At 35.6% G+C, this 13,289-nt stretch carries 12 protein-coding genes; 4 read left to right on the top strand and 8 right to left on the bottom strand.

All coding sequences use genetic code 11. The features are described 5' to 3' along the window. Positions 1 to 4 precede the first annotated feature (4 nt). Together E0W73_RS19860 and E0W73_RS19855 are read left to right on the top strand one after the other, a co-directional pair. Positions 5 to 2,443, top strand: a complete 2,439-nt coding sequence (locus tag E0W73_RS19860) for a zinc-dependent metalloprotease (protein ID WP_135223786.1) — start codon at positions 5 to 7, stop codon at positions 2,441 to 2,443. Next, positions 2,440 to 2,961, top strand: coding sequence for a DUF3347 domain-containing protein (locus E0W73_RS19855; protein ID WP_135223785.1), 522 nt, complete (start codon positions 2,440 to 2,442; stop codon positions 2,959 to 2,961). The genes E0W73_RS19860 and E0W73_RS19855 overlap by 4 nt, the downstream gene beginning before the upstream one ends. Positions 2,962 to 3,078: 117 nt before the next feature. Here E0W73_RS19855 and E0W73_RS19850 read toward each other — a convergent pair whose 3' ends face one another. Next, positions 3,079 to 3,666: an NAD(P)-binding domain-containing protein gene (locus E0W73_RS19850; RefSeq protein ID WP_135223784.1), complete on the bottom strand. Its 588-nt coding sequence runs from the start codon at positions 3,664 to 3,666 to the stop codon at positions 3,079 to 3,081. A gap of 248 nt (positions 3,667 to 3,914) precedes the next feature. Further along, a complete protein-coding gene (locus E0W73_RS19845) occupies positions 3,915 to 5,051 on the bottom strand; it encodes a glycosyltransferase (protein ID WP_135223783.1) in 1,137 nt (378 codons plus the stop codon). A 254-nt stretch (positions 5,052 to 5,305) separates the two neighbouring features. Between E0W73_RS19845 and E0W73_RS21525 the strand changes: the two genes are divergently transcribed. Both E0W73_RS21525 and E0W73_RS19835 read left to right on the top strand, forming a co-directional pair. Further along, positions 5,306 to 5,554: a hypothetical protein gene (locus E0W73_RS21525; protein WP_135223782.1), complete on the top strand. Its 249-nt coding sequence runs from the start codon at positions 5,306 to 5,308 to the stop codon at positions 5,552 to 5,554. A 619-nt stretch (positions 5,555 to 6,173) separates the two neighbouring features. After that, a complete protein-coding gene (locus tag E0W73_RS19835) occupies positions 6,174 to 6,533 on the top strand; it encodes a hypothetical protein (RefSeq protein ID WP_135223781.1) in 360 nt (119 codons plus the stop codon). A gap of 71 nt (positions 6,534 to 6,604) precedes the next feature. Here the strand turns inward: E0W73_RS19835 and pgl are convergent, their stop codons facing one another. The 6 genes from pgl to E0W73_RS19805 form a co-directional block, all read right to left on the bottom strand. Next, a complete protein-coding gene (pgl, locus tag E0W73_RS19830; protein WP_135223780.1) occupies positions 6,605 to 7,324 on the bottom strand; it encodes a 6-phosphogluconolactonase in 720 nt (239 codons plus the stop codon). A gap of 5 nt (positions 7,325 to 7,329) precedes the next feature. After that, positions 7,330 to 8,841: a glucose-6-phosphate dehydrogenase gene (gene zwf / locus E0W73_RS19825; RefSeq protein WP_135223779.1), complete on the bottom strand. Its 1,512-nt coding sequence runs from the start codon at positions 8,839 to 8,841 to the stop codon at positions 7,330 to 7,332. Positions 8,842 to 8,861: 20 nt separating this feature from the next. Next, entirely contained in the window at positions 8,862 to 10,268 is a 1,407-nt protein-coding gene (gene gndA / locus E0W73_RS19820) for an NADP-dependent phosphogluconate dehydrogenase (RefSeq protein ID WP_135223778.1), read from the bottom strand. A gap of 271 nt (positions 10,269 to 10,539) precedes the next feature. Beyond that, complete coding sequence (locus E0W73_RS19815; protein ID WP_135223777.1) at positions 10,540 to 11,310, bottom strand: alpha/beta hydrolase; 771 nt, start codon at positions 11,308 to 11,310, stop codon at positions 10,540 to 10,542. A 7-nt stretch (positions 11,311 to 11,317) separates the two neighbouring features. After that, positions 11,318 to 11,857 (bottom strand): hydrolase, encoded by a 540-nt coding sequence (locus E0W73_RS19810; protein ID WP_135223776.1) that lies wholly within the window; start codon positions 11,855 to 11,857, stop codon positions 11,318 to 11,320. Between the two features lie 235 nt (positions 11,858 to 12,092). Beyond that, positions 12,093 to 13,151 carry a glycoside hydrolase family 130 protein gene (locus E0W73_RS19805; protein ID WP_135223775.1) on the bottom strand — a complete coding sequence of 353 codons (1,059 nt, stop codon included), beginning with the start codon at positions 13,149 to 13,151 and terminating at the stop codon, positions 12,093 to 12,095. Between the last annotated feature and the right edge of the window lie 138 nt (positions 13,152 to 13,289).

The following is a 13,289-nucleotide window of genomic DNA, read 5'->3' as shown; positions in this document are numbered from 1 at the left end:
TCCAATGAAGAAACTATTATTATTGCTAACCATGCTGTCTTTCGGACAGCATGGTTTTGCTCAAACTCCAGAAAAAAAAGCCGACAGCACCAGTACACAGCCCAAAGGCATGCTGGCTTATACCAAAGTAATTACCGATAAAGCCAAAAATAAAGCTGGTCTTTTTACGGTGAGTCAGGTAGATGCCAAGTATTACTTTCAAATTCCAGACAGCTTGTTCAACAGATACATGCTCGTGGTAACCCGATTTCTTTCTACACCAGAAGGAATGGGAGTTTTTGGCGGAGAAAAAGCCAATGAACAGACTATTTATTTTGAAAAAGGTTCTAACAACACCGTTTTTTTAAGATCACTGCAATACAGACAAGACGTTCGTTCTGCCGATTCAATGCTGGCAAAAGCTTTAGCTGGAAGCAACGAAAATCCGATTGTTGCCGCTTTTCCGATTAAAACAACAAATCCTGATACAAAAGATGTTGTAATTGATGTAACGGATGTTTTTAAGAAAGACAATGCAATGTTTGCTATCGATAGTAAAGAGAAAACAGAGAAAAAGTTAACCTCACTTGCAGATGATAAATCTTTTATTGAAAGTATAGACACCTATCCAATCAATATCGAAGTAAAAACGACAAAGACTTATACTAGTTCAACAGCAAGCAGCGGCAGTATAACATTACGTTTGAATACTTCGATTGTTTTACTTCCAAAAACTCCTATGCGAAAACGTTTCTTTGATGAAAGAGTAGGATATTTTGCCAATAAATATGTTTTGTTTGATGATGACGAACAAAGCGCAAAGAGAAAATATATCGTACAGCGTTACCGATTAGAACCTAAAGATAATGACATCAAAAAATACCTAAGAGGCGAATTGGTTGAACCAAAGAAACAGATTGTTTATTATATCGACCCTGCAACGCCAAAAAAATGGAGACCGTACCTAATTGCGGGAATCAACGACTGGCAGAAAGCATTTGAAGCGGCAGGTTTTAAAAATGCAATTGTGGGTAAAGAATGGCCGGAAGATGATAAAACAATGAGTTTAGAAGACGCAAGATATTCTGTTGTACGATATCTGGCTTCTGAAACACCAAATGCTTACGGACCAAGAATCAGTGATCCAAGAAGTGGCGAAATCATAGAAAGCCATGTAGGCTGGTATCATAATGTGATGAAATTGGTGCAAAGATGGTACATGATTCAGGCTGGACCACTAGACCCGAGAGCCAGAAAAATGCATTTGGATGATGAATTAATGGGACAATTGATTCGTTTTGTTTCTTCTCACGAAATTGGTCATACTATTGGTCTGCGTCATAATATGGGAGCGAGCAGTGCAACTCCTGTTGAAAAACTTCGTGATAAAAAGTGGGTGGAAGAAAACGGTCACACGGTTTCTATCATGGATTATGCTCGTTTTAATTATGTAGCGCAGCCAGAAGATAATATTGGTCCTAAAGGAATTTACCCAAGAATCGGAATCTACGACAAATGGGCGGTAAAATGGGGTTATACCTATTATGCCAATACCAAAGATGAGTTTGAAGAAGAAAACATACTAGCCAAATTAACGACAGACAGTTTAACTGCTAATCCTAAATTATGGTTTGGTGGAGAAGGAAAAGATGAAGATCCGCGCAGTCAGAAGGAAGATTTGGGAGATGATTCGGTTTTAGCAAGTGATTACGGAATTAAAAACCTAAAACGCGTAGTTCCAAATCTGGTTCAATGGACATATGAGCCAAACGATGCTTATGATAATTTATCAGAAATGCATAAAGCGGTGGTGGCGCAATATAGCCGTTATTTATATCATGTATTGAAAAATATTGGTAATAATTATGTAACCAAAAGAACAGTTGACGAAAAAGGGACAGTATATCAGCCAATTCCAAAAGCAAAAGTAAAAGCGGCGGTTGATTATGTGGGCAGACAATTATTTGTTGCACCTTTATGGATGTATCCAAAGGAAATTGAACAGCTTGTACCTTTGAAAACGGCAGACCAAATAGCAGATCAGCAGAATCAGGTTCTGAATATGCTTTTAAGCTCTGGAATGCTTTACAACATCAGCCTAAAATCGATGCAGTTTGAAGGAGCTTACACAGTTCCAGAATTTTTAAATGATTTACAGCAGACTGTTTGGGTAAAATTCAGCGGTGACGAAAAACAAGATTTCTACCGAAGAAGTCTACAGCGCGCTTATATTGAAAAATTAGGAATGCTTTTATTGCCTAAAGAATTAGAACCTGGAAAAGCAGCCAATACGGCACAACGAAGCGACGTGAGATTATACGGAAAACAGCACTTAGTAAAATTAAGAGCCGATGTTGTTAAGTTAATGAACGCAGCATCAGGATTAAGCAAAGATCATTATGAAGCAATCTTGCTTGAAATTGATAAAATAGTTACAAAATTAAATTCAACTACAACAATATGAAAAAAGTATTAGTTATCGCATTAATCTTCTTAGGCAGTATTGCTCAAGCTCAGATAACATCAAAAGATGAAGTTGCACCAGAACTGGTTAAGAAGAGAGAAGAGCAGAAAAAAGAAATCACAAAAAATTATCTGGCTCTAAAAAATAGTCTTGTAGTTTCAGACAGTTTGGCTGTCGTAAAAAATGCGGAAGCTTTAAAAAGCTCTTTAAAGAATTTTAAGTTTAAAAAATTAACGCTGGAGCAGATGAACGCCGCTACTACAACAAGACGAACAATTTCAGATTTAGCAACAGAAATGGCTGCCACTAAAAACATCAATAAGCAACGTAAAATTTTTGAAGCGCTTTCTGCTAAATATTGGGATGTTGCGGCAAAATTTAAAGCGGCAGATGAGACATTATATTTACAAGTGTGCCCAATGACTGGCGCTATGTGGACAAGTGATAGTAAAGAAATCAAAAATCCTTATTATCCAAAAAATATGCTGACTTGTGGAGAAGTAAAAGCAAGTTTGTAAAATTTGAATTAGTTGATGAATGCGGTACTCTGAATAAGGGGCCGTATTTGTGTTTGATAATAGAGCTGTCTAAAACGACAGCTTTTTTTATACAATAGAAATAGGTGTTCCGATTATTTAATTTCTTTTTGGATAATTTTTTATTGAATGAATGACGTCGGGATTTGCTTCTGTTCGACCATATTGTAGTCTTCTGGAAAGATCAAGAGCTGAAAAATTAAGGCTTTTCAGAAAATTTTGAATGCGTAATTTAGACTCAGAATGTTCGGCTATGAAAAATATTTCATCTTTCTGTACAGTTGAAGTATGTTTTTCCAGTTTAACAGGATTGAATAGTTTTACCACATGAGCTTTTGGAAGCAATTCTGCCGTTATCTTATATGTCAAAGCATTGGTAATTCCGGATAACAGAGATTGAGGGTTGAAAATCAGGCTACTGGTATGCACTATTATTTTTCCTGTGGTATCTGGCATATTTTGAAGCACAGATTGAAGGTCGTCTTTAGGAATAAACAATAAAAGGATTTCGCCTTCGGTGGCTTTTTCTAATGATGCTAGTTCAGCATTCTGTCCCAGTTTTTCGACTGTTTCTCTCACTAGTCCGTTGCCTCTCGGATTATTAATGATTACTTGATATCCTGCCTGTGTAGCTCTTCTGGCTAATTCCAGCGTAAGTGTCCCAATTCCGATTATTCCTATTTTCATAATATTTGGATTTAAATTAAAAACCTTATGACCGATATGAAATATGCCGAGGAAAGTGAATAATTTCCTGATAAATTAGTATGCTAAATTTATGGAAAATAACTGATTTTGCAGCAAGTATTTTTACCTGTTTTAATTAAAATAATCAAAATGAGCATTGATTTTCAGATAAATCATTTTCTAATTCATATTATTATAAAAGAATAAATCCGCATCTGAGGACACGGATTTATTCTGGTCATAATGTTTTATTTGGCATAAAACTTAACAATTGTTTTCATCTTTTCAGTTGTGGCGTCCCATGAAGTATTTTTTAAAATTTTGGCATATTCCGCTTCCATTTCTGGACATTCTGTATCATCGCACAAAAATGCTATGGCGTTGGTAAAATCTTCAGCATTATCAATCAAGTTGATGCAATCGCCATAATCACGCATTATCTCGATGATTTTGGTTGAAATGATTGGCTTTTTGGCAGCCATATATTCCAGTGTTTTCGTGGGATTGTTGTATTTCACAGCATCGTTTAATACAAACGGAATCATAGCGATATCAAATGCTTTTAGATAATAAGGCAGTTCGTTATAACATTTCGTGCCTAAATAATGAATATTTGAGGCTTCAGGAAGATCTTTCTCGCTAATTTCTGACAATGGACCAATCATTACAAACGATACATTTGGGAGATTTTTAGCTGTTTCTTGCAACAACTCAAAATCTATGCGTGAGTCAATTACGCCGTAATAACCCACAATAGGAGATTGCAGATCGCCTATATCTGCAGGAATAGAAATATTGTTTAGTGCCTTTGCAAAGTGCTCTTCATCTACAGAATTTGGAAATAAATGAACATTATTATGAGTTTCATTCTTTGTGTCGTATAAAGATTTGCTGTTAGTAAAAACGATGTCGGCGCGTTTGATTAAGTATTCTTCCTGTTGCATTAATTCAGATGTTGCATCTTTTGACAAAGAAATATCTTCTATGCAGTCATAAATAATGGTATCAAAATTAAATAGCTCTAACAACGGACAAAATTCTGGAGAATAAAACCAGCCCGCAGCAATATTCTTGTTTTTTACATAAGCTGGAATTATAGACGCAATTGATTTAATGTCTACAGTATTTGGTTGTAATACATGCAGTCTTTCGTTGATTATCATAAGATTGCCAGAATTTTTATTTTCTGGTTTGTAGCAAGGTTCTTCAATGAATAAAATTTTCATTGATTCTGCCATTCTGCTCATAATATGTTGCGGACGCTGGTACACAAACTGGTATCTCACATTTGAAAAAACAATCATGTCGTAATATTGTCCTTGATCTTCTATAGTGGTAGATTCTGAATGAAAATTTAAATCGGTATCTTTTAAATTGTGTATCATAATGCTGTTGATTTATAATTAGTATGGATGTGTCATTAAAAAGTTCAGCAAATGTAAAATCGTAAAAACGGCTTTTCTTACAAATTAAAAGGCTTCATTTATATAATTTACAGATTTCGAATTACTTGCTTTTATGGTAATCTTGTAAACCAATGATAGTAAAGTGTAAAAATGACGTTTGTTAAGATGCAAAATTTGTAATGTATTAAAATATAATTATTTAACAATCAAATTATTAATTTAAGTCAGACATTATGAGAAATTTAATTTTAAGCTTTTGCATGATTTTATTCTTCGGATTTGCATCGGCACAGGAAACTCCTAGAACAAATAAATCTAAGACTCAAACAGACAGTACTTATCAAAAAAAAGGTAAGCATACTAAAGGTACGGTCAAGAGAGGAGATACTATAAAAAGTAAAACTCCAACACAAAAACAGAGAAAGAGTGGAAGCCCTACTACAACACCTCCGAGAAGAGATACAATAAACAGAACTAATTAATCTAGTGCGTTGGGTGAAATTTTTTTTCAATTCTATTAAATCAGCTTAGATATAGATTTGTTTGAATCTGCGTGAAAAATTTATAAGTAAAAGGATTTCACGCAGATTTAAATAAATCAAATTAGATTTTAATTCTTGAATGAAGCTATTTTACTTTCACCCAAAAGATTAACTTATTTTATTGTAAAAAGAAAATCCTGTTTTTTCAAGACAGGATTTTTTTATGATAATCGATTTTTAATAAAGCTCGCAGACATCATTTGCCCTTTTGTGAAAGGACAAAAATAATCTGAGAGGAAATTTACGCTCTTTCTATGTTATACATCGTTTGATATTGAACGTCGAAAAATCATTGTGCTTATTTTTAGGAATTAACCCGTTGGGTGTAATTAAAAAATAAAAGCATTTTAACACATAGAAGCATAGTTTTTGTGCCAAAAAAAGAAAATGGAAGAACAAGTTTCCAAACATAGCTAAACTATGTGCATTTAGACTAGTGAAACGCCTTTTTTAAGCTTAGTTAAACTATGTTTCTATGTGTTGAAAATAATTTCACCCAACGAGTTAGGAATTAATTAAATTTGCGTTTTCTTAAAATTCTGAATTTTCAGTAAAATAAATGACAATACAAGATTTAATAGGAGATTATTCAATTTTCGGAAGCAATCAGGAAGAAAGCAACGCAATAAGTTATAAAGGAACTTTAAGCCTTTCACTAGATAAAAACAATCGAATTGTGGCCGACTGGCTTATTAATGACACACAAAAACAAAAAGGGACCGGATTTTTTAAGGATAATATTCTGGTGATCAACTTCAGCTACAAAGGTGATGACCATAGAACCTATAAAGGAGTTGCGGTTTACAGATGTATAACAAAAGATATACTCGAGGGTTTTTGGTCAGAAAAACATGGAAATCCGCTTTATTTAGGATCAGAACATTGTCTGCGAATGAAAGCATCTGAACCTTTAAATTGATTTTGAAACAAATAAAAAAAGCATGAAAGACAATTATTCTTTCATGCTTTTATAATTGTTTAAAGCAAAATTTAGCTCATTGTTCCGGCCGCTTTGGTATCGACAAGGAATAATAATTGCCCCGAAACCGGTTTGATCAGCTGCATTGGATATTTTTCAGGATTGTAATCTCCTTCTGCAACTTCTTTAAGCGCAGGAGCTTTTTTCTCTCCAAATGCAATTACGATAATTTTAGCCGCTTTATTGATTAAAGGAGCAGTTAAAGTAATTCGGTGCATGTTTTGAGGGGCAAGCCAATAAGCATCTACCCATTTTGTTTTTTCGTGTAAGACAGCTTCACCCGGAAAAAGAGAAGCCGTGTGGCCGTCATCTCCCATACCGAGCAGAATCAGGTCAAATTGTCCTTCGTCTCCGAGAATGTTTCGAATAGATTTCTCATATTCTACAGCAAAATCCGTAGCGGAAATTCCGTCCCTATACATCGGGAAAATATTGTTTTTTGGAATCGGCACATGGCTTAGAAATGTTTCAAAAGACATTTTGGCGTTGCTCAATTCATTATCAAGAGGCACCCATCGCTCATCGCCCCAAAAAATATAAACTTTGCTCCAGTCTATTTTTGATTTGTAAGTTTCTGAAGCTAAAAGTTTGTAAAGACCCGCTGGCGAAGATCCTCCAGTTAGTACCGCGGTAAAACGGCCTTTTTCTTCTATAGCTTTCTGTGCTGCCGTCAGAAAAATAGTAGCAGCATTTTCATTAAGCTCTTCTAGTGATTTAAATATCTGTATCATTTTAATTATTCGTTTAAAGTAACAGGAGTATTGGAAACCCAAGCATGCCCTTGACGAGCAAGAAGCTCATTTGCGGCTTCTGGTCCCCAGCTTCCTGCTGAGTAGTTAGGAAAATCTGTTGGTGCAGTATTTTTCCATACTTGCTGTATCGTATCAATAGCATCCCAAGCTTGTTCTACCTGATCCCAACGCATAAAAAGCGTAGGATCGCCTGCCAAAGCATCAGCAAGAAGCGTTTCATAAGCTTCTGGAGACATAGTTGAACATGAAAAATAATCAAAAACCATTTCTGCAGGTCGTAAAGATAACGAGAGTCCTGGATTTTTGGTCATGAACTGAAGTTTGATATCCATAGCGGGCTGTATATTGATGATTAGCCTGTTTGGTGTCATGCCTTCAGAACCGTAGGTAAAAGTAGAATGCGGAACCGGCTTAAACTGAATAATTATGGAAGATTGTTTTTCCTGCATTCTTTTACCGCTTCGCAAATAAAAAGGAACTCCTTGCCATCTCCAGTTGTCAAGGTAAATCTTCATGGCAACATAAGTCTCTGTTTTAGAATCGGCTGCAATTCCTTTATCCTGACGATAACCAGCTACAGGATTTCCTTTTATGAAACCTGCATCGTACTGGCCTCTTACAATATAATGATCGACTTCTTCTGGTTTTATGCGTCGAATCGATTTTAAGACATCAGCTTTTCGGTTTCGAATATCGTCTGCGCTCAAAGATGCCGGCGCTTCCATGGCCGTCATGCATAAAATCTGAAGCAAGTGATTCTGAATCATATCTTTTAGGGCTCCGACTCCTTCATAGAAACCACCTCTTTCTTCAACACCAACTTCTTCAGCTACTGTAATCTGAACAAAATCAATGAAATTTCGACTCCATAAAGGCTCAAACATCGAGTTCCCAAATCGGAAAGCCAAGATATTCTGAACGGTTTCTTTACCTAAATAATGGTCTATTCTATAAATCTGCTCTTCTTTAAAAGTCTGTGAAAGCATTTCGTTTAATGCAATGGCAGAAGTTTTATCGTAACCAAAAGGTTTTTCAATAATAATTCGGTCTTGTTTTACATTGGCTGCAAGACCAATTTTCTTGATATAAACCGATATAGTGGTAATAAAAGAAGGCGCGATTGAAAGATAAAACAAACGATTGGCACGAATACCAAAAGCTTGATCGATGCTTTCTAATTTGGAGTTTAATTCCTGGTACGATTCTTCTTTGTCAATATCATGCCTCAAATAGGAGATATGTGAAATAAATTTATAGGTATCATTGTCTGTGTGTGCCGCCTTTCTAGAAAATGTATTTAGATTCTCTAAAACGTAATTGTGAAATTCCTCATCTGTCTTTTCAGCTCTTCCGAGAGCGATGATTTGAAATTTTTCGGGCATTCGTCCATCTAGATATAAATTTTGGAATGCTGGGAACAGCTTTCTTTTTGCCAAGTCTCCAGAAGCTCCAAAAATAACGATGATGGTCGGATTTATATTTTTAGTTGTACTCATTTATTTTCGCTTAAAGTTGCTTAATCATTCCATTGTGTGTGAAAAACACCTGGAGCATCAATACGTTCGTAGGTATGTGCCCCGAAATAATCACGCTGTGCCTGAATTAAGTTTGTTGGAAGATTTTCAGATCTATAAGCATCAAAATAGGCTAGAGAGTTCATTAAGCCAGTAGCTGGAATTCCGTTTTGTACTGCAAATTGTATAATGTCTCGTATTCCTTTCTGACTTTGGTTGGCTTTTGCGGCAATGTTGGAATCCAAAAGAATATTTGGCAGTTCAGGGTTTGCGGTAAATGCTTTTCTAAAATCTTCCAAAATCACTGCACGAATGATACAGCCTCCACGCCATATTTTGGTAACGGTTTCCAAATTTAGTTCGTAGTTGTATTCTTTAGAAGCTGTTTTAAGCATTGCAAGACCTTGTGCATAAGTAATAAGAATCGAAAAGAATAATCCATCTTTAAGCGATTTAAGAGCTTCGTCAGTATTGACAGCTGTTTGCTTTTGATTCCATATTAATTTTGTTGAGGCTTCAATTCTTTCTGGTTTGCTTTTGGACATGTCACGCATTACAACGGCAGCATCGATGGTTGGAACTGGTACTTGCAGATCCATTGCGTTCTGAGAGGTCCATTTTCCTGTTCCTTTAGATTTTGCCCAATCAGAAATCAGGTTTATAAGCTTTACGCCGCTTGGATCTTTTTCTTTAAGGATATGGCCTGTAATTTCGATTAAGTATGATTTTAAATCTGTTTGATTCCACTCTTCAAAAGTTTTCTGAATAGTGTCTTCATCCAGATTATAACCGCGTTTCATCAGGTCGTAAATTTCAGAAATAAGTTGCATAATCCCGTATTCGATTCCGTTATGCACCATTTTTACATAGTTTCCAGCCGATCCGTTGCCAAGGTATTCTACACAAGGTTCGCCGTCTACTTTTGCCGCAATGGCTTCAAAAATCGGTCGTAATCTTTCATAAGCTTTTTTGTCGCCACCAGGCATCATACTTGGACCTAATCGAGCGCCTTTTTCACCACCAGAAATTCCCATTCCAAAAAAGTGGATGCCTTTTTCAGATAATTCCAAGAATCTGCGGTCGGTGTCTGTAAAATAAGTATTTCCGCCATCAATTATAATATCACCCTGATCCAAATGAGGAAGAAGGCTCTGAATTGCGCTGTCAACTGGTTTTCCTGCAGGTACCAAAAGCATAATCGCTCTTGGACGTTGGATTAATTCAACAAAATGCTTAACATCTGTTGTTGCTTCAATAGTGTGTTCCGGATTGGCTTCCTGCTTTAGGGAATTTACTTTTTCGGTATCCAAATCTAAACCTGCAGCTGCAAATTTATGACTTGCAATGTTTAAAATTAAGTTTCGGCCCATTACGCCGAGCCCGACAATACCAAAATCAAATGTGCTCATAATTTTTAAATTAACTAAGTTTTTAGGATACTGTCTTTTTGTAATAAATAAAATTCTATTTTGTTGTTGTTTAGGCTTTTATAAAACTTTAAAAAATTAGTGGACAGTTTGTTTTTCGGATCTTTTAATGTAAAAGATCTGATTTGCTAAGTTAATTAAAAAGGCTGAAATATTTCAGGACAAACTGTGACAGTATATTCCCATAAAAAGAATAAAAAGGTCAAGAATTTCATCTTAACCCTCATCTTTCTGCATTTTTTAATTGATGCCTCTAAAGCGCTTCGTACCATTGCAATATATAATCGGCAACATTTTGCCAGCCGGGTTCTCCGCAAATGAAATGGCTTTTTCCTTCAAATATTTTTAGTTCCACTTTACTGTTTGCATCTCTGTATTTGCTAGCAATGGTTTTGGTAAGAGAAGGCGGAAAAATATGATCGTTTCCACCGCCAATGAACAAAAGTGGCGCATGAGGTTTTTTGAAATCAATATTCGAAAAAGAATTAAGCACCAGCTCACGGCTTACTTTGTAACTTTCTGGTACAGCAAATTTTTCAAACGAATTTCTCTTTTCCGATTCCGGTATCGTATTAAAAAAAGCATAGTCATACCATTTTCTGCTTCCCATAAAATACTTATTAAAAGAGAAAAATCCAAAGGCAGGAATTACCGTTTTTAAAGTCTGAAAAGGCGGAAAAACGTTTTTTGGAGGCGCTCCGTCAATGCTTACACCAGCAGCTGCCTTATCCATTTCTATTAATTTCAATACTGCCATTCCAGCCATAGAATGTCCGATAATCAATGGTTTTTCGGGAAGTGTTTTTAAGAGTGTATTGATATTTTCCACAACATCTATAAATCCCGTACTTGTAAGTTTGGGATGTGCTTTTACTCTTAATTCGGCAGGATTTCCATCATGTCCGGGATTTGCGGGGGCATAAACCGTATAGCCTTTTTGTTCGTAATAGTTTTTCCATTCTTGCCAAGTATCATGATTCACAAAATTTCCATGAATAAGTACTATTGTTTTAGATTTTGCCATGATTATTTTATTTGATTAGGTTTAGAATTTCTTTAAATTTTTGATTTTTGGAATTTTTCATCAATTCATACAAACACATTTCAACACTGGTAAGCGATGCGCCACATTTTTGTAATTTTGCTAAAGCCATTTTAGAATTTTCTTTTGATCGAGAAGAAACACAGTCGGCAGCAATTTCTACTTCAAAATCATTATCCAGTAATCCACGAATGGTTTGGTACACGCAGATATGACTCTCAATACCGCAGACAATCCATTGCTTTCTTTTGGTTTTTAAGACTGCTTCTTTGAATTCTTGATTTTCAAAAGCGTCAAAAGAATATTTTTCGATTGGAGTTTGATTTTTTAAAAGTTCTCTAATTTCTGGAACTGTATCGCCAAGTCCTTTCGGATTCTGTTCTGCCCAAATAATAGGAAGCGAGAGAATCTGACAGCCACGAATAAGTTTCTGCAGATTTGAAATTAATATCTCACTTTCGTTTACAATCCGTGCAAGTTTACCTTGTACATCAATTAAAATTAGGCCTGTATTTTCTATGTGGAGCATCTTTTGCATTTTTGGTTAATGTTATAGCCAACTTTCGTGCCTTTGTGTAAAATGACTGAAAATCAATTAAATATAATAATTTCATCTAAAATTATTGGTTATATTTCGTGAATTTCAACTTGGATTAACTTTATTTCAAAAAAAATGAATTGATTCTGAGTTAGGTGTTTTGGTAAAAACAAAAAAGCCCTTAACTAATTTTAAGTTAAAGGCTCTTTCAAAGTATTTTAAAATTTTATTTCGCTGCATAATCAAGTTTTGACAGTATTTCTTTAATCGAGAAATGAGTTCCACAGACAAATTCATCTGCAGCGCCGTAATAAATTGTGAGTTTATCACCATCGACTATATGACCATTGGTAAAAACGACATAACCAAAGAAACCGCTGAGTTCGTAGTTTTCTGTCGGAACCATGATGGGTTCCAGCGTTCTTGCAATAACTTTTGATGGGTCTTCGATATCCATTAAAAAGGCACCTAAGCAATATTGATGTTCGGCATTGGCTCCGTGATAAATTTCAAGCCAACCGGCGTCAGTTTTAATAGGAGCGGCGCCTGCGCCAACTCTTGCGCTGTCCCATAGTCCTTTTCGTGTTCCTACTAGATATTGATGGTTTCCCCAATGAACTCCGTCGGGAGAATCTGAAAGCCAGATGTAATTCCCACCAATTTGTGGGCTAGACGGACGATGCAGCGCATAAAACTTTCCGTTAATCTTTTCTTCAAAAATAGCACAATCTTTATTGTGAGGAGGAAAAATCATTCCTTTGCTTTCAAAGTTTTTCCAGTCTTTTGTGGTTCTCAACCCAACGCCCACGCCACTAGACGAAACTGCTGTATAAGTAAGGTAAAAAGTTTCATCAATTTTACTGACTCTGCAGTCTTCTATTCCGTATTGCTCTAAATTTCCGATTCCCATCAACGAATTATGATTTTCCGGTTCATAAAAATGAATTCCGTCATCGCTGCAAACTAATCTTAAATGAGATAATGTAGTCAAATAATCTAAACCTTTGTACTGAATTACACGGGCATCATTAGCAATTAAGTCAGGGTCGTTTAACGGTATTTCGATAATTTCGACTTTTCCTAGTTCATTAACTACAGGAAAAAAAATCACGCCTTCTTTTTGCGCTATACTTTCTGCCACTCTCACAATGAGCCAGATTTTGTTCTCAAAGGTAAAAACTCCGGGATTCAAAAGGCTAATAATCTGCAGATCACTGGTACTCGACCGAAGATCTTTAGGCATCAATAGCGGATTTTCTGGAAATCGTTTTGCAATATCGCTCATAGAATTGATTTATTAGAAGTCTATAGCTGATAAAGTTCGTTAATTTGCGCCGACTTTTATTTACAAAATATATTTCGTTATTTTATAATATTCGCAGGTAGTTGCTTAGTTTTCGATTAAACAGATTTCAAAAAGTGT

The sequence above is a fragment of the Flavobacterium foetidum genome (genome assembly GCF_004634245.1).
In the GTDB taxonomy this organism is placed as follows: domain Bacteria; phylum Bacteroidota; class Bacteroidia; order Flavobacteriales; family Flavobacteriaceae; genus Flavobacterium; species Flavobacterium foetidum.
The sequence above is the reverse complement of the archived record's forward strand: the minus strand, read 5'-3'. Positions and strand labels throughout refer to the sequence as shown.